18 protein-coding genes are annotated in these 16645 nt (G+C 70.0%); 4 read left to right on the top strand and 14 right to left on the bottom strand.

Features of this window, described 5'->3' with window-relative positions:
- Positions 1 to 59: 59 nt before the first annotated feature.
- From ABZ260_RS28250 to ABZ260_RS28200, 11 genes are all read right to left on the bottom strand, one after another.
- The gene (locus ABZ260_RS28250; RefSeq protein ID WP_355623715.1) at positions 60 to 362 is read right to left on the bottom strand and encodes an acyl-CoA dehydrogenase family protein; all 303 of its coding nucleotides are present in this window, start codon (positions 360 to 362) and stop codon (positions 60 to 62) included.
- A complete protein-coding gene (locus ABZ260_RS28245) occupies positions 359 to 1573 on the bottom strand; it encodes an acyl-CoA dehydrogenase family protein (RefSeq protein ID WP_355623712.1) in 1215 nt (404 codons plus the stop codon). Before ABZ260_RS28245 ends, ABZ260_RS28250 begins: the two co-directional genes overlap by 4 nt.
- A complete protein-coding gene (locus ABZ260_RS28240; protein WP_355623709.1) occupies positions 1570 to 2484 on the bottom strand; it encodes an LLM class flavin-dependent oxidoreductase in 915 nt (304 codons plus the stop codon). Before ABZ260_RS28240 ends, ABZ260_RS28245 begins: the two co-directional genes overlap by 4 nt.
- A gap of 88 nt (positions 2485 to 2572) precedes the next feature.
- The gene (locus ABZ260_RS28235; protein ID WP_355623706.1) at positions 2573 to 3358 is read right to left on the bottom strand and encodes an LLM class flavin-dependent oxidoreductase; all 786 of its coding nucleotides are present in this window, start codon (positions 3356 to 3358) and stop codon (positions 2573 to 2575) included.
- Positions 3359 to 3383: 25 nt separating this feature from the next.
- Positions 3384 to 4505, bottom strand: a complete 1122-nt coding sequence (locus ABZ260_RS28230; protein ID WP_355623703.1) for an ABC transporter substrate-binding protein — start codon at positions 4503 to 4505, stop codon at positions 3384 to 3386.
- Positions 4506 to 4757: 252 nt separating this feature from the next.
- Positions 4758 to 5606, bottom strand: coding sequence for a MaoC/PaaZ C-terminal domain-containing protein (locus ABZ260_RS28225; protein WP_355623700.1), 849 nt, complete (start codon positions 5604 to 5606; stop codon positions 4758 to 4760).
- A gap of 28 nt (positions 5607 to 5634) precedes the next feature.
- Positions 5635 to 6549 carry a hydroxymethylglutaryl-CoA lyase gene (locus ABZ260_RS28220; RefSeq protein WP_355623697.1) on the bottom strand — a complete coding sequence of 305 codons (915 nt, stop codon included), beginning with the start codon at positions 6547 to 6549 and terminating at the stop codon, positions 5635 to 5637.
- Positions 6550 to 6551: 2 nt separating this feature from the next.
- Positions 6552 to 7667, bottom strand: coding sequence for an acyl-CoA dehydrogenase (locus tag ABZ260_RS28215; protein WP_355623694.1), 1116 nt, complete (start codon positions 7665 to 7667; stop codon positions 6552 to 6554).
- Between the two features lie 140 nt (positions 7668 to 7807).
- Positions 7808 to 8443 carry a TetR/AcrR family transcriptional regulator gene (locus ABZ260_RS28210; RefSeq protein ID WP_355623691.1) on the bottom strand — a complete coding sequence of 212 codons (636 nt, stop codon included), beginning with the start codon at positions 8441 to 8443 and terminating at the stop codon, positions 7808 to 7810.
- Positions 8444 to 8504: 61 nt separating this feature from the next.
- Positions 8505 to 9692 (bottom strand): acetyl-CoA acetyltransferase, encoded by a 1188-nt coding sequence (locus ABZ260_RS28205; RefSeq protein ID WP_350910976.1) that lies wholly within the window; start codon positions 9690 to 9692, stop codon positions 8505 to 8507.
- On the bottom strand, positions 9692 to 11083 hold the full coding sequence (locus ABZ260_RS28200) for a hydroxymethylglutaryl-CoA synthase (protein WP_355623688.1): 1392 nt from the start codon (positions 11081 to 11083) through the stop codon (positions 9692 to 9694). Before ABZ260_RS28200 ends, ABZ260_RS28205 begins: the two co-directional genes overlap by 1 nt.
- 134 nt (positions 11084 to 11217) lie before the next feature.
- Between ABZ260_RS28200 and ABZ260_RS28195 the strand changes: the two genes are divergently transcribed.
- The 3 genes from ABZ260_RS28195 to ABZ260_RS28185 are packed head-to-tail and all read left to right on the top strand — an operon-like array spanning position 11218 to position 13948.
- Positions 11218 to 12426: an acyl-CoA dehydrogenase family protein gene (locus tag ABZ260_RS28195; RefSeq protein WP_355623685.1), complete on the top strand. Its 1209-nt coding sequence runs from the start codon at positions 11218 to 11220 to the stop codon at positions 12424 to 12426.
- Positions 12423 to 13466 carry a TIGR03617 family F420-dependent LLM class oxidoreductase gene (locus tag ABZ260_RS28190; RefSeq protein WP_355623683.1) on the top strand — a complete coding sequence of 348 codons (1044 nt, stop codon included), beginning with the start codon at positions 12423 to 12425 and terminating at the stop codon, positions 13464 to 13466. The genes ABZ260_RS28195 and ABZ260_RS28190 overlap by 4 nt, the downstream gene beginning before the upstream one ends.
- Positions 13463 to 13948, top strand: coding sequence for a nuclear transport factor 2 family protein (locus ABZ260_RS28185; RefSeq protein WP_355566202.1), 486 nt, complete (start codon positions 13463 to 13465; stop codon positions 13946 to 13948). Before ABZ260_RS28190 ends, ABZ260_RS28185 begins: the two co-directional genes overlap by 4 nt.
- A 78-nt stretch (positions 13949 to 14026) precedes the next feature.
- Here the strand turns inward: ABZ260_RS28185 and ABZ260_RS28180 are convergent, their stop codons facing one another.
- The 3 genes from ABZ260_RS28180 to ABZ260_RS28170 all read right to left on the bottom strand — a co-directional run bounded on the left by ABZ260_RS28180 (position 14027) and on the right by ABZ260_RS28170 (position 15940).
- The gene (locus ABZ260_RS28180) at positions 14027 to 14179 is read right to left on the bottom strand and encodes a hypothetical protein (protein WP_355623680.1); all 153 of its coding nucleotides are present in this window, start codon (positions 14177 to 14179) and stop codon (positions 14027 to 14029) included.
- Between the two features lie 32 nt (positions 14180 to 14211).
- A complete protein-coding gene (locus ABZ260_RS28175) occupies positions 14212 to 14703 on the bottom strand; it encodes a flavin reductase family protein (protein WP_355623677.1) in 492 nt (163 codons plus the stop codon).
- Positions 14704 to 15304: 601 nt separating this feature from the next.
- Positions 15305 to 15940, bottom strand: coding sequence for a helix-turn-helix domain-containing protein (locus ABZ260_RS28170; protein ID WP_355623674.1), 636 nt, complete (start codon positions 15938 to 15940; stop codon positions 15305 to 15307).
- 113 nt (positions 15941 to 16053) lie between these two features.
- Here ABZ260_RS28170 and ABZ260_RS28165 point away from each other — a divergent pair, with 113 nt between their 5' ends.
- A complete protein-coding gene (locus ABZ260_RS28165) occupies positions 16054 to 16617 on the top strand; it encodes an NAD(P)H-dependent oxidoreductase (protein ID WP_355623663.1) in 564 nt (187 codons plus the stop codon).
- Positions 16618 to 16645: the final 28 nt, after the last annotated feature.

The raw sequence follows: 16645 nt of genomic DNA, 5'->3' as shown, positions 1-16645 counted from the left end.
AACCGCCAGCTGGGAGCGCCCATCGCGGTCACCCTGAAGGGTGAGTCGATCTGCCTGGACTATCTGCAGGCGGTTCTTGAGCTCGATTTCATGGCGGGCACGGCGAACTCCCCCAGAACGTGCAGCACGGGCGCGAGCACGTGCTCCGCCAGGCCCACCCCGCCCCACCGCTCGTCCAGCAGGACCGAGGTCAGGCCCAGGTCCGCCAGGCGCCCCCACAGCTCCGCGTCGTGGGCGGCGCCGGAGTCCAGGCACCGGCGCAGGTGGTCCTCGCCCGCGTGCTCCTCCAGCAGCCGGCGGGTCGCCTTGAGGAGTTCCCGCTGCTCTTCGTCGAGCGGAATGTTCATCGCAGGTGTGGTCATCGTCGGGGCTCCATCGGCAGCTCCAGGAGGCGTTCGCTGATGATGTTCCGCTGGATCTCGGAGGTCCCCCCGAAGATCATGGCGGCGCGCGCGTACCAGTACCGGTGGTGCCAGTCCGCCCAGACGCGGGCGGCCTGTGGGGTGAGCGCCTCTCGCACCACGGACGAGCCGCCGCCCATGATGCCGAGCCCGCCCATCAGGTCCAGGCCCGCGGCGAAGATGTGGTGTTGCGTCTCGGTCCAGTACAGCTTGTTGATGCTGGCCTGCAGGTCGAGGTTGACGCCGTTCTCCGACAGCTCGGCGAGCCGGTAGACGTTGGCCCGGTACACCTCGGTCTCGACGAAGAGCCGCCCCAGCTCGTCCAGGGCGAGCGGGTCGTCATCAAGGCCACGCGCCCGCACCAGCTCCGCGAACGACTCGACGTCGGCGGAGTATTTGGCGTGGTCGCCGAAGACGGCGCCGCGCTCGAAGCCGAGCGTGGACATCGCGACCCGCCAGCCGTCGCCGATCTCCCCCACCGCGTTCGCGACGGGCACCCTGACGTCGGTGAAGAAGACCTCGGCGAAGCCCTTCGTCCCGTCCACCATGGCCAGCGGGCGGACCTCCACCCCGGGGGAGCGCAGGTCGACGCAGAGGAAGGTGATCCCCCGGTGCTTCTTCTCCCTGCCCGCCTCGGGATCGGTGCGCACCAGCGCGAATATCCAGTCGGCGAAGCCGCCGAACGACGTCCAGGTCTTCTGGCCGTTGACGACGAACTCGTCGCCCTCGCGGACCGCCTGCGTGCGCAGCGAGGCCAGGTCGGAGCCGGAATCGGGCTCGCTGAACCCCTGGCACCAGATGTCCTCGCAGGACAGCAGCCGCGGGATCCAGCGCCTGCGCTGCTCCTCCGTGCCGTAGCGCATCAGGATCGGGCCGAGCAGGTACAGGCCGCCCATGTTGACCCGGGCGGGCGCCCCGGCCCGGTAGTACTCCTCGGCGAAGGCGATGGTGTGGAAGAGGTCGGCGCCGCGGCCGCCGTACTCCTCGGGCCAGTCGATCGCCGCGTAACCGCCCTCGAAGAGCACTCGCTCCCACTCCCGGTGCTGCTCGAACCCCTCCGGGCTCGTCCAGGACCCCAGTGGTCCGCGCGGTACGTGCTCCTCCAGCCAACCGCGCACCTGCGCGCGGAACGCCTCGGTGTCGGGCGCGGCGGCACCGTTTCGCAAGCTCATACCGCAAGCCCCAGTGCCTGCGAGATCTCGTGCATTACATCTCCATAGTTCTCGGGTGTCATGCGCAGGGAGAGGTTCACTCCGTTCGCTCCGAGTTCGAGGTAGCGCTCCACCATCGGGCGTAGCTCGGCGAGAGCGCCGTGGAACCGGAGGCCGGCGACGACGTGGAAGTCCTCCCGGGAGCGGCCGTTCTCCCGCAGCCCCGCCTCGACCTCGGCCAGGTGGCGGGAGAAGTCCCCGGTGGTGAGGTTCCACGGATACCAGCCGCCGGCGTACCTGGCCGCGCGGCGGATGGCCGCCTTCGAATGGCCGCCCACCAGGATGCGCGGCAGCGGCCGGCCCGTGTCGGGCATGGCGGACACCCCCGGCTCGCCACCGGTACGACCCCAGAGCTCGGAGACGCGAGCCAGGTTGCTCTCGCACCGGGCGCCGCGCTCGGCGAAGGGTACCCCGGCGGCGGCGAACTCCTCCGCCGACCAGCCGACCCCCACCCCCATGTCGAAACGCCCGCCGGTGAACAGGTCGAGTGTGGCCAGTTCCCTGACCAGGAGGCGCGGGTCGCGCATCGGCAGCAGCAGCACCGAGGAGCCGACGCGCAGCCGCGTGGTGTGGCGGCACAGTTCGGCGGCCGCCTGGAGCACGTCGAGCAACCCCTGCTCCTGGGCCGCCTCCACCCGGGGCGCGGTCGCGGCGGCGGCGCCGTACTTGTGGACCTCGACCACATCGGGGTTGGCCGAGCTGGGAGCGGCCGGGTAGGGGTAGGCCGACTCGTACTCCTCGAAGAAGACCAGGTGCTCAGGCAGCCACAGCGCGGAGAAGCCCGCCGCCTCGGCGGTCAGCGCGAACGTGCGCATATATGCCAGGTCCCGTTGCGCGGACCCGTCGAACAGGTCCACCAGACCGATCTCCATCGCCGCTCCTTCCGATCTCGTCGTCGTGTGGAGAGCCGTTTCAAGCCGTCGTGCGAGGGCGCACGCGTGAGGTTCGCGCGGGGCCGGGTCAGGCCCCGGCGAGGGCGCGCAGCCGCTCGGGCGAGGGCAGGTCGCCGTAGACCGCGACCAGTTCGTCGACCCGGATGGAGGGGTCGCGGGTCAGCAGCTCGCGCGCCGGACCGATCTCCTGCTCGGGGACGAACCAGGTGCGTCTGACCTCGCCCTGGTCACGACCCGCGTCACCGAGGGTCCTGGCAAGCAGGGCGAGGGCGCCGGGGAGGTCGGCGGGCGTCAGCAGCCAGCCGAGCCACCCGTCCGCCTCGCGGGCCAGCAGCCGCAGCACGTCCTCGCCGCCGTGGCGCACATGGATGCCGGGTCCGCCGCCGACCGGCCGGGGCAGGGCGATCGCGCCGCTGAACGCGACGCGGTCGCCCTGGTGGGAGGCACGGCGTTGCGACCACAGGGCCCGCATCGCCGCCAGGTACTCCGACGTCGTGCCAAGCGTGTCCCCGCCGGGGGCGCCGTCCAGAGCGAGCGGCACCTCCCCGAGGTCCAGCCCGTATTCCAGCCTGCCGCCGGCGAACCAGTCCAGCGTGGCGACCTGCTTGGCCCGCAGTGCCGGACCCCGCACGGAGAGGATGTCCCCGCTCAGCCCGAGGCGGATCGAACCGGTCGCCCGGGCCGCGCACTGCAGCCCGAGGACCGCGTCGTGTCCGCCACCGATCTGCTCTCGGTCGCCGACCGCCCACCACGACGCGAGGCCCGCGGCCTCGGCCGCCGCGGCGGCCGCCTCGATCTCACCGGGCAGGCCGGGCCCGCCGACCGTGATGTCGCACGCTACGCCGTACTCCATTGGAACGTTCCTCCGCTCTCGGAGCTCAGCCTGCGGGGTTCAGCAGGGTGAGCTTCCCGTCGCCGGTCCACTCGAGGTAGACACCGGGATCGTCCAGGACCGCCTGGCCGTTCTCGTAACGGAGCTGGCCGTAGACGGTGTCCTGGGTGGTGATCTGCGACAGCGCCTTGCCGACCGCCTCGGGCGACGGGTCGCCGGACTTCTTGAGGCCTTCCGCCAGCAGCCACATCGCGGTGTAGCCCTGGGCCGCGAACATGTCGGGCTCGGCGCCGAACTTCTTGGTGTAGAGGTCGGTGAACTTCTTGGCGGTCTCATTGGCCGAATGACCCGCGGCGAAGGGGGTGGCGAACGCGAGGCCCTTCAGGCCGGCCCCGCCGGTCTCGAACAGGACCGGGCCCGAGGCACCGTAGCTGGACAGGATCCGCTTGTCGTAGCCGCGCTCGCGCAGCGACCTGGCCAGCAGCGAGGACGACAGGCCGAGCATGCTGCTGATCACGACGTCCGGCTTCTTGGCCTCGATCTGCGCGGCGGGCGCGGTGAAGTCCCGGTCGGCGGCGCTGGTCGAGACGGTGTCGAGCACCTGAACACCGTTGCGCTCCATCGCGCTCTTCCAGACCTTGCCGTCGGCGACCATGGCGTCGTTGTCGCCGTTGACGACCAGGACGGCGGTCTTGTAGCCCTCCGCCTTCACCATGCTGTCGACGAACTTGTCGTAGACGCCGCCCGGCGCGGACGGCAGGATGACGGGGCGGAACAGGTCGGGCGGAGAGGCGAGCCCGTCCAGGATCGCCGAGGTGACGACCCCGGGCGTCTTGCTCTGCCTGATGACCGGCGCCAGGGCCCCGGCCTCACTGGACAGGCCGCAGCACAGCACGCCGGACGCGCCGTCGGCGACGTACTGCCGGTAGAGGGCGATCGCCTTGGCCGGGTCGGACTTGATGTCCTCCACCTTCAGCTCGACGGTCGCGCCTTCGCCGAGGAACCCGGTCTGGTTGATCTCCTCCGCGGCGAGCTCGGCACCGTTTGCGATGGGCTTGCCCGCGAACGCGGCGGCGCCGCTGAGCAGGGCGGGGAAGCCCACCTTGTAGACCTGGCCTTCGTCCGGCCCACTGCCACCCGACGAACCGCACGACGTGAGAATCATCATGACGGAGAGGGCCGCGCTGATGACAGCGAGGCTCGAACCTCTCCTTGCACTCTTGAGACGAGACACTGCTTACCCTCCTGGGCTAGGCCCCCAACAACCGGACCCCCGCCTTTAAAGCAAACGCTTGCTTTAAAGCAACTGTTTGATTATGCGAGACGTGATATTGGAAAAGCAAGAGGTCAACGCGGTTTTTCGGTGGGAGTGGCGGTCGGGAGGCCGGTTCACCCTGGCCTTCGGTGGCCGGTGCCGCCGTTAAGCGTCCAGAAGGGCGCCGCCGCGGTCGATGACCGTGCCGCCCTTCTCGGTCGAGGTCAGGAAACGGACGTCGGCACCGTCACGCCAGAGCGCCACAGAAAGGGTGTCTCCCGGCGTCACCGGTCGGCTGAAGCGCCCTGACATGCCCCTCAACCGGGAGGCGTCCCCGTCGCAGAGCCCGTTCACGATGGCGCGGGCGGTGAAGCCGTAGGTGCACAGGCCATGCAGGATCGGTCGCGGGAACCCGTACTTCCCGGCGAAGACCGGATCGGAGTGGAGCGGGTTGCGATCCCCGGTGAGCCGGTACAGGAGCGCCTGGTCGGGCCGGGTGGGCATGCTCACCACGACGTCCGGCTCGCGGTCCGGCACCGCCCACTCCGACCGGGGGCCGCGCTCCCCGCCGAAGCCGCCGGCCCCGCCCAGGTAGGCGCAGGAGCGGGAGACCGCGAGCGATTCCCCGGTGGCGGCGTCGGCCGTGCGGGTCTCGGTCCAGAGCAGGGCGTCCCTTCCCTTGTCCCACATGTCGGTGACCGTGGTCGTGGACACCGCCCTGCCCTCGGGGGGCAACGGACGCTCCAGCAGGAAGTGCTGTTCGGCGTGGACGGCCTTGCCGGGGTCATAGGAGCCGACCTCGGGCAGTCCGCCGATATGACCGATGAGCACGGCGAAGCTCGGGATGACCTGCTGGCGGACGCCGGTGCTGTTCTCCGTGGTGAACTGGAGCTCGCCGCCCGGGTCCCGCGCCCCGGCTCCGACGGCGAGCGCGTACAGCAGCGACTCGCGGGCGGTCCACTCGATCTCGAAAGGGCCGACCGTACTGCCGATGTAGGCGGGATCCAGGGGCATGCTGTTCTCCGGTCTGGTCAACGTGGGGTCAGGATGCGGCGAGCCGGGATCGCGGGCCCGCCTTGAGGAGGCGCGACGGCAGTTCGCGGCCGACGATCCGCTGGGCGAGGTCGGCGACCTCCAGCAGCGCGTCCAGGTCGACGCCCGTGTCCACGGACAGTTCCTGGAGCAGGTAGACCGCTTCCTCGGTGGCGATGTTGCCGCTCGCCCCCGGGGCGTAGGGGCATCCGCCCAGGCCGCCGACGCTCGCGTCGAACTCGGTGACGCCGGACTCCAGGCCCGCGACCAGGTTGGCCATGCCGGTGCCCCGGGTGTCGTGGAAGTGCAGGGCGACCCGGACATCGGGCGCCTGGTCGCGGAAGAGGCCCACGATCCGGCGTACCCGGGGCGGCGAGCCCATCCCCGTGGTGTCGCCGAAGCAGATCGAGTCGGCCCCGTCGGCGACGGCTCGCAGCGCGAACGCGGCGACGCGCTCCGCTGCGACCTCCCCCTCGTAGGGGCAGCCGAACGCGGTGGCGACGATCACCTGGCAGCCGGCGCCGTTGCCGTGGGCGAAGTCGATGACCTCGGCGATCCCGTCGAGCGACTGCTCCGGAGTGCGGTTCACGTTGCGCAGGTTGTGCGTCTCCGACGCCGAGACCATGATCTCCAGGTCGGTGAAGCCCTCGGCCAGGGCACGCTGCGCCCCGCGCAGGTTGGGCACCAGCGCCGAGTACTCGATGCCCGCGACCGGTTCCACCGTGCCCCACACCTCGGAGGCGTCCGCCATCTGCGGGATGGCTCTGGGATGGACGAACGCCACGGCCTCGATACGCGACAGACCGGTCGTGCCCAGTGCCGCGATCAGCTCCGCCTTGCGGATGGTGGGCACCGGGAGTTCGTTCTGGAGCCCGTCGCGCGGACCCACCTCACGCAGGACGACACTGGACGGCATATCGGACATGTCTAGACTCCGAGGTTCCGGGCGACGATCTCGCGGTGGTACGTGGGGGTGCCGAAGAGGGAGAAGTCGGTCAGCGCCCGCCGGAAGTGGTGGGAGAGCTCGTGCTCCCAGGTGAACCCGATCCCGCCGTGAACATGGATCGCCTCCCTGACCACGTGCAGCACCGCGTCCGAGGCTCGCGCCTTCGCCATGGAGGCGGCGTTCTCCCAGCCCGGCTCCGCGGCGGCGGCCTGGTCGAGCGCGGACTCCACCGCCGACCTCGCCGACTGCGTCTCCGCGTACATGTCGGCCAGCTTGTGCTTGATCGCCTGGAAGGACCCGATGGCCCGCCCGAACTGGGTGCGCGTCTTGGCATAGTCGATGGCCAGCCACAGGCACCGCTCGCCGATGCCCAGAGCGTCCGCCGCGGTCAGCAGCGCCCCTTCGATGAACGCCAGAGAGGCCAGGGCGGCCGCCTCGGCCCCCTCGGCCAGCACACGCCCGGGGACGCGGTCCATCCTGAGCACTGCCAGGCCCCGGCTGCCGTCCAGCGCCTTCATCGGCTCGACGGCGAGGCCGTCGGCGCCGCGCTCGACGAGCACCAGGCAGGCTTCCTGCGGCGCGGCGGCTCCCGCGGCGCGGGCCAGGACGACAAAGTGCGTCGCCTCTCCACCCGCGACGACGAATCGCTTGAGCCCGGAGACTCGGCAGCCGCCGTCCGCACGCTCCACCTCGGTGCCCGGGGAGGCGAGGTCGGTCCCTGCGGAGTCCTCGTGCAGCGCCAGGGCCACGACTGCGCGCCCGGCCACGATCTCGTCCAGGAGGCCGCGATTCCGCTCGACGCCCGCCCGCCCCAGCAGCGGCACCGCCAGGCCGGCCGTCACGAGGAGCGATGCCGGCAGCCCGACCCGTCCGGCCTCGATCAGCGCCGTGCCCAGGTCGGCGATCGACCCGCCCTGGCCGCCCGCGTCCTCGTCCAGCAAAAGGCCGAGGATGCCCAGTTCCTCGGCGAAGGCCTGCCACAGCGGCTCCTCGGCCCCTCCGCGGGAGACGCGGCTGACCTCGGCCGGACTGTGGGCATCGAGGAACCGCCCGACGGTGTCCCCGAACTCTGCACGGAGGTCTGCGTCCACCCGCATGCGTGTCCTTTCATGATTTCAAGCAAGCAGTTGCTTCATTTTCTTCCCGGACTGCCGCGATCCGATTCCGGAGCCACCGAACGCGACCCGGGGGAGCGACGGGAAGGCCCCTGCCCCGCCCGGTCAGCGAGGTCAGCGGCTCACGGGACCTGCACGCCGCGCAGGAGCAGCACGGTCTCGATCTCGATCAGCTCGTCGATGGTCACGGAACCCGCCGGGTCGAACCAGCGGATGACCGCCTGGACGGCGCCCATCACGGTCCGGTAGACCATCCGCGCGCTAAACTCGCCGCGGAACGCGCCCCTGTCCATGCCCGCCTGGATGACGTCTATCCAGATCCGCTCGACCTCATGCTGGCGGTCGACGATGGAGGGGAAGTCCTGCACGTAGGACCAGTCGTTCTGCAGGATCAGGACCTCGTTGCGGTTGCGGACCAGGCTCCGCAGCGCCCTCGCCATCAGCCCGGTCAGCGCCTCGGAGGGATCGGCGGCCTCCGCCACCGCGGACTGGTATTCCCGGATGATCACGCCGAGGTAGTCGACGAGCACCTGCTCGACGATCGCCTCTTTGGAGTCGAAATAGTAGTAGAGGCTCCCCGAAAGCATGTTCGCCTCGTCGGCCACGTCCCGCACTGTCGCGTTGGCGAAGCCCTTCTCGGCGAAGACCTTGGAGGCGGCGAGCAGAACGCTTTCCTTACGCGCCTGTCCGGCGGGCGATCCCATCGACCTTCGCCGTGTCTGGGAAACGCTCTTGGTGGTCTTTCCTGGAGGGGTCATCGACTCGTCCTACCTCAACTGAACATGGGGCGAAATCTTCAGGCGCGTATATCACGCCGACTCAGGGTGCCTGACTGGACACGATCGAGACGGCGCTCACGAGCGCGCCGGGACTACCTCCTTGATTTTGCACTAGTCCGAAGGCGGGATTCGCGACTTGGCGCTCACCGGCCTCACCCCGGAACTGCTGCCACATCTCGAAAAGCATCCGCAGGCCGCTCGCGCCGACGGGGTGACCGAAACTCTTCAGCCCCCCGTCCGGATTGACCGGCAGCGCGCCACCCAGGTCATAGCGGCCCGCCAGGACATCCCGCCATGCCTGTCCGCGCGCCGAGAAGCCGAGCTCCTCCATCAGCACCAGCTCGGTCGGTGTGAAGCAGTCGTGCACCTCGGCCAGCGAGATCTGGCCGGCCGGGTCGGTGATGCCGGCCTGCTCGTAGGCGGTTTGGCTGGAGTGGACGACCTCGGGCAGATCGCAGTAGTCGTACCGGTCGTCGTTGCGCCCGGTCGCGGCCCCCGCGCTCAGCGCGAGCGCGTGCACGTACAGCGGACGGTCGGTGTACCTGTGCGCGTCCTCGGCCCGGACGATGATCGCCGCCGCACCGCCGTCCGCGACACCGGAGCTGTCAAAGACACTGAGCCTGCCGGCGATCGCCGGCGCGCGAGCGATGACCTCCTTGGAGACGTTCTTACGGAACTGCGCCCGAGGGTTTAGTGCACCATTGGCATGGTTTCGCCATGCAATGTGTGTCATGGCCTCTTTGACCTGTTCCTCGGAAATCCCATAACGCCGCGCGTACGACGGCACGATCATCGAGTACATGGCGGGCGCGCTCAGATTCGGCGGCGTACCGTCATTGGGCACGCTGGGCATTTCCAGCCCGGAGAAACCAAAATCCTTCAGCTTCTCCCCGCCCACCGCCATCACCGTGTCATAGGCGCCGGAGGAGACCGCGTAACAGGCGTTCCTGAACGCCTCGGATCCGGTGGCGCACATGTTCTCGACCCGGGTGACCGGCCGGTTGCTGATATTCATCGGTCTGGTCAGGGTGAGGCCGGAGACGCCGGAGGTCATCGTTCCCAGCCAGTAGGCGTCCACGTCGCCCAGTTCCAGGCCCGGGACGCTCCGCACGGCGCCGAGGGTCGCCTCGACCAGGAGGTCGTCCACCGACCGGCCCCAGAGCTCGCCGAATCTGGTACAGCTCATGCCTACGATGGCCACCGGGTTCTGCAGAGCGTGGGCGGGCATCAGGACTCCTCCTTGTAGGGGTGAACCTTCCAGATGTAGTTGCGGATCTCGTTGGACGCCACGCTCGCGAGCCGGAAGACAGGCGCGACCCGATCCCCGATGGCCACCTCACGCCCGGGGGCGTCGGTCATCTCGAACTCGAACCGGCCACCGCCGTCGAAGTCGACGGCCACCGCCTTGGCCGGCAGCTGCACGGACTCCGAGAGCCAGTCGTCGGTGAATGTCGCGACGGTGCCCAGCAGGTCCCGCATGGGCGCGGGCTCACCCTGGTCGACGGCCCCGCAGCCGAGGCAGACCTGCCGCGGGGGGAGGTTGCGGGTCCCGCAGGCGGTGCAGCGGGCCGCGGTGAAGGAGAACTTCCAGCGCATGGTCCGCCACGACGCCGGCGGGGCGGGAGCCTTGACCTCGGGACGCCGCGGCGGCTCCCGGTCCAGCACGCCCCGCCAGGTGAGGTAGTCGGCGTACCGAAGCGGGAACACCGTGGAAGACGCCGGGGAGGCACCCGCCGCGCGGAACGCGCCGAGCTCGGGCGTGGCGCGGAACACGAACGCGTCGGCCCCGTCCGCGGCCAGGACGGCCAGGATCGTCTGCCCGGGCTCGGCCCGGTCCAGCGCGGCGCAGAGCCGCAGCCCGAAGTCCGCGGTGCCCGCGTAGCCGGTGTCATCGGCCAGGCCGGCCGCGAGCTGGTCCGCGCCGAAGCGCCTGCGCGCGGCCTGTACGGCGCGCAGGTGCGGGCCGCTGATCACCACGTGGTCGATCTCGGACGGTTCGAGCCCTGCCTCCTTGGCCGCCTCCGCGGTCACCGCCTCGATCAGCTCCAGGTACTCGTCGACGCCGAAGCGCTCCTCCCAGGACCGGGTGCGCAGCGCGCCCGGGGAGCGCCAGCGGTCCAGCAGCTCCATGGTGCGGACCGCGCCGCCCAGCAGCTCGGCGACCGGGTTCTCCCCCATCGCGAAGGCCGCGGCGGCGTCTCCGCCGTACAGTTCGTCCTCGGAACCGGGAAGTCCGTACCGCAGGTCGGCCAGGGCGACGACGGCTCCGGCGCCCCTGAGGCCCGCGCGGAAGGCGCCCGCGCCGGACCGGATGGAGCCGCACGCGTCGAAGGCCGCCAGCTCCTCGGGCAGGCCGAGCGCCATGGCGACCGCCGAGGCGTTGCTCCGCTCCATGTAGGCGGGGCGGGAGCTGGCGAACCAGAGCTCGGCTGGGAGAAAGCCGGGCGACCGCCGCAGGGCGCGCCGCAGCGCCTCCACCGCGAGGGTCGTGCTGTCCTCGTCGTGCGAGGCCACCGAACGGGTGCCCTTCAGCCCCGGAAGCCCGAGAGACCTGCCGATCTCACTCCGGTCGAGCCGGTAGGCCGGGACGTAGGCGCCGTAGGCGGTGATTCCGATCATCAAGGTTCCTCTTGGTCCCGGGCCGGGCGGATGCTCACCCCACGAAGCATGTAAATCAAGCATTTGCTTTGCTAGCATAGCCAGCCCCGAACAGCTGAAGCAAACGCTTGACGGGGCTGAACTGTTGGAGGACCATGAACCGGCTACCCGACGAGGACGAATTCCACCGCGAGGCGGTCGCGTTCCTCGACTCCTACGCCACCCGCCGCTCCGATGAGACCGGTCAAGCGGTCTGGGGCCGTGGCGACGACCGGGTCTCCGTCGTCGCCGAGCGGGCCGAGGGCGAGGAGGAGGAGATCGCCCGTCTCAAGGACTACCGCGCCGCTCTCGACCGGGCGGGGCTCGCCTGGATCGACGGCCCGGCCGCCCACGGCGGGCGCGAGCTACCGACGCACTACGCGACCGGGTTCCGCGAGCTGGAGTCCCGGTACGACCTGCCCGATGACGGCTACACGAGATTCAGCGTCTCGACGTTCTGCCCCGCGCTGCTGAAGCATGGCTCGGAGTTCCTCAAGCAGACATACCTGCACCGCCTCAGGAGCGCCCGGCTCCTCGCCTGCCAGCTCTTTTCCGAGCCAGGCGCGGGGTCCGACCTGGCCGGCCTCAGCACCAGGGCGGAGCGGCACGGCGACGGGTGGATCCTCAACGGGCAGAAGGTCTGGAGCTCCGGCGCTCACTACAGCGACCTGGGGCTGTGCATCGCGCGCACGAACCGCGACGCGCCCAAGCACGCCGGCCTGTCCACCTTCCTGGTCGACATGCGGGCCCCCGGCGTCGAGATCCGCCCGATCCGGCAGCTGACCGGCGGCGCCTCCTTCGACGAGGTGTTCCTCACCGACGTGTACGTGCCCGACGACCACCGCCTCGGCGAGGTGGACCAGGGCTGGCGGGTGGTGGTCGACGTGCTGCTCAACGAGCGCGGCGCGATCGGCCTGGAGAGCGGCATCGACGAGGCGCTGCTGTTCCGCCTGGTCGACCTGGTCAGGCACACCGGCGCCGCCGGGGACCCCCGCGTCCGCGACGCCCTGGCCGACCTGCACATCCGGAGCTGGGCGGCGCGCGAGACCACGACCCGGCTGCTCGCCGCCGCCAAGGGCGGAGTGCCGGGGCCCGAGCTCGCCCTGTCGAAGCTGATCCTCGTCGATCTGCTGCGCAGGGCCGGTGATATCGCCTCCGACGTGCTCGGCACCGCGATGATCGCCGACACCGGCGAGTGGGGGACGTTCGCCTGGTCGGAACTGACCCTCGGGCTGCCCGGCCTGCGGGTCGGCGGCGGGACCGACGAGATCCTCCGCAACGCGGTGGGCGAGAGAGTACTGGGACTACCGAAGGACGCCAGATGAAGATCGATCTCGGGATGATCGGTTCCTCCGCCGCCGTGTGCGGCCCGATCGCCACACGGGCCGAGCGGGTCGGTTTCGACGGCCTGTGGGCCAGCGAGAGCGTGACCGACGCCTTCCTGCAGTCGCAGGCGGCCCTCACCTCCACCACCACGACCACGGTCGGCACCGCCATCGCCGTCGCCTTCGCCCGCAATCCGATGTCCACCGCCTACCTGGGCTGGGATCTGGCCGCACTGTCGGGCGGGCGATTCGTCATGGGGCTGGGCACCCAGATCCAGGCACACATCGAGCGGCGCTTCTCCATGCCGTGGAGCAGCCCGGTGGCGCGGATGCGCGACTTCCTCACCGCGATGAACGCGATCTGGACCGCTTGGCGCACCGGGTCGAAGCTGAACTACGAGGGCACCCACTACCGGCACACCCTCATGTCGCCGGTGTTCACGCCGCCCCACCACGACCTGGCCATCCCCGTGATGATCGCCGCCGTCGGGGACAGGATGACCGAGCTCGGCGGGGAGCTGTGCGACGGCCTGATCCTGCACGGCATGACCACCACGGCCTACCTGGACGAGGTCACCCTGCCCGCGCTGCGGCGCGGCATGGAGACGGCCTCACGCGACCGGTCAGAGGTCTCGCTGTACTGCCCCATCTTCATGGTGATGGGTGACACCGAGGAGCAGTTCGAAGAGATGAAGCGCAAGACCCGGGAGCAGATCGCCTTCTACGCCTCCACCCCGGCCTACCGCGGAGTCCTCGCCTCGGTCGGGTACGAGGAGCTGCAGCCCGAGCTACAGGCGCTGTCCCGCGCGGGCGAGTGGGCCAGGATGGGTGATCTGATCGACGACACCCTCCTCGGGCACATCGCGGTCCTGGGGCGACCCGAGGAGATGCCGAAGCTCTGCAAGGAGCGGTTCTCCGGCCGCCTGGACCGGATCTCCTCCTACCATCCGTGGCCGGTGGACGACGACGACCGGCTGGCTGAGATCCTCCGCGGGTTCGCGGACGGAGCGGAGAACAGAGTGGAGGAGGTGGCCCGATGAGTGGTCTCACCGAGGAGTCGCTGCGGCGGCTGGCCGACAAGGAGGCCGTCACCGAGGTGCTGCTGGCCTACTGCGACCTGGTGGACCGCGGCGAGGTGGACGAATTGGCCGGCCTCTTCACCGAAGGCGCCTCGTTCGACTACGGCAACGGCGCGGTCTTCACCGGTAAGAAGACGCTGCACGCCCTCTTCACCGACCGGCTGGGCCGGTACCGCGCCACCAACCACCACGCGTCGAACATCCGGGTGGGTTTCTCCGGCGACTCGTCCGCATCGGCCGTCAGCTACGTCTACGCCTGGCACGAGAGCGTGGAGAGCGGCGAGCAGCTGCACGTCTGGGGGCGGTACACCGACACGCTGGTGCGGTCGGAGCAGGGCTGGCTGCTGGACACCCGCCAGGTGCGGGTCGCCGGTGCCTCGACGCAGCCCGCGTTCCCACTGCCCGAGCGGTTCGAGCGGTACCCGCGCAGGGACCTCGGCTGACGGTGCGCGAACGCGCGAGCGCCCTCCCGGCCGGGCCGGGAGGGCGCTCGCGTGCACCGGACCGGACACGGTCTGCGATCAGGCGTGGCGGTGCATGCCACCGTCGATGTGGACGGTCTCAGCGGCGATGTCGCCGGCGACATGTTCCGGTAGGTCACCGCGGCGGGCGACCAGGAGCAACCCGGCCCCCTCCGCCGCCGGCCCATGGGCGATCGCCCGCCCGATGCCCATGCCCGCACGCGCTCCCGCGAGTCCGAGGTCCGTCAGGGGGTGCCGATCGGCACGAGCTCGTGGTAGCGGCCGTCCAGGTAGGCCAGCGGGGCGTTGTCGCCGCCACCGTTCATACAGGCCTCCACCACCCGGCCGATCACGATCGTGTGGTCGCCTGCCTGGACGCGCTCGGTGAGCAGGCACCTCACCCAGGTCGCGACCCCGTGCAGCAACGGTTCGCCGGAGGAGAGGGCGGTCCACATCTCCGGGTCGCTGAAGCGCTCCTGCGCGCTGCGCGCGAAGCGGGTCGCCAGGTCCGACTGCCCGGCCTCCGGCCAGTGGATGAGCACGCTCTCGGCCCTGGAGAGCGCCGCCAGGCTCGATGAGGTCTGCGCGATCGCGAACGACAGCAGCGGCGGGTCCATCGACACCGAGACGACCGAGGTCGCGGTGAACCCCACAGGTCCGCTCGGTGACCCGAGCGTCACCACGGTGACCCCCGCCGGATGGCGCCGGAACACCGAACGGAACAACTCATCTGACACAGAGCGCTCAACAGTCACAGCAACCATCCCGCCACTTCCAGATCGGTGATCGATTCACCGTGTTCACCAGCCGATCGAGGGCGTCCGAGCTCAGAGCGAGGCCGAGCAGAGCCGGGTGGCAGAACCAGCCAGCCTGGACATCTCGACCTTAAAAGGCAGTGGTGCAAATGTCAAGCAATTGCTTGCTTTACACGCGGCGACGCAGCGCCCGTACCGCTTCGAAACTCATCGCAGATGGCCTGAACTGGAGGTATGCGGCTCGCGACACTCGTTGATCACTCCCCGGCGCCCGATCCGGCCTTCTTCGTGATCGGGTGGTCGTTACGGCGGGATCGGTGCGGTGATCGACATGCGCACCGAGCACCCGATCGGAGGCGCCGCTCGTCGTAGATCGGCATCCGGTCGGCACACTCGGCCCACCCCCTGCCGGAGTCGCCCCGGCTCGGCGGACATGTCAGGGCTTTCGGCTACGCGGCAGCGCAGCCGTCTTCGTGGACGTTCTCGAGAGTCTGATCTCTGTTTCCCACCGTGCGATCAGCGCCACCGGAGGCACTTCGCCGCCGCCGGCCCGGCACTCGCGAAAGCCACACTCGGGCAAGGCCTACCGGCGCGTCACGCGGGCGACGAATTCCACCCAGCCTGCCTCGAGGCGCTCCGCGGACAGGTTGCGTTCACTGCGCAGATAGTCGATGAGCGCCGTGTCCAGGTAGCCGAGCAGCGCTTCCGCGAGGAGCTCGATGTCGCCGGTGACGCCGGCCTCGCGCAACAGGACCGCCACATGCGTGACGCGGACCGCACGAGCCGGAACGGCGTAACGACGCTTGGAACACTGCTCCGCCTCAAGGTACAGGTCGGTGTACTTCATCAGATGACGAAGGGTCGCGACACCAAACGCCTCAAGCCGCTCCACCGCCGGCGCACCGGGCCCGAGCGGAGGGGGACCGGACAGAAACGTCTCCTGGTACTCGCACTCCGCGTGGTCCAGCAGGGCGCGCATCAGACCCACCCGGTCGCCGAAACGACGGAAGACCGTGCCCTTGCCGACCGAGGCGGCGACGGCGACGGCCTCCATCGTCACGTGTTCCGCGCCTCGCTCCGCCACCAGCCGGGACGCGGCCTCAAGCAGGCGCATCCGGTTGCGTGCCGCGTCGGCACGCTCCTGATGACGCTCGTCCGCCAGAGGCAGCCCCCGCATCGGGGGCGATGCGACCTGAGTAGGGGCGGGGGGTCGGGTCATCTGCCCAGCATAGCGCACTCGACCACAAGTGGACCGCAGTCCGCTTATGTGATACATCTACTTTCGGGACGATTGTCCATAAATGACCGTTTTTGCCTCCAATGGGAGTTTTCATGTCCGTCCGCATCCTCGCCCTCGTCGGCAGCCTCCGGGCCGCCTCGCACAATCGGCAGCTCGCCGAAGCGGCCGTCAAGCTCGCCCCCGAGGGCGTCGAGGTCGAGATTTGCGAGGGTCTCGCCGACGTCCCGTTCTACAACGAGGACATCGACGTCGAGGGCAGCGTTCCCGAGGCCGCCCTGAAGCTCCGCGAGGCCGGTCGGCGGGCCGATGCCTTCCTCCTCTTCTCGCCCGAGTACAACGGCACGATTCCGGCCGTCCTGAAGAACGCGATCGACTGGTACTCCCGCCCCATGGGCTCCGGCACCTTCGTGGGCAAGCCCGTGGCGGTCGTCGGCACGGCGTACGGCCAGTACGGCGGCGTGTGGGCCCAGGACGAGGCACGCAAGGCCATCGGCATCGCAGGCGGCACCGTCCTCGACGACGTCAGGCTTTCGATCCCCGGCTCCATCGTCCGCTTCGCCGAGACTCACCCGGTCGACGACAGCGAGATCACCGAGAAGCTGCCCGCCGTGCTGAAGCAGGTGGCCACCGCGGCCGGGCAGGCCACGGCGGCCTGAGGAACACAACCGACCCCACCGGCTCTGG

The organism is Streptosporangium sp. NPDC006013, assembly GCF_040614275.1.
Taxonomy (GTDB): domain Bacteria; phylum Actinomycetota; class Actinomycetes; order Streptosporangiales; family Streptosporangiaceae; genus Streptosporangium.
The sequence above is the reverse complement of the archived record's forward strand: the minus strand, read 5'-3'. Positions and strand labels throughout refer to the sequence as shown.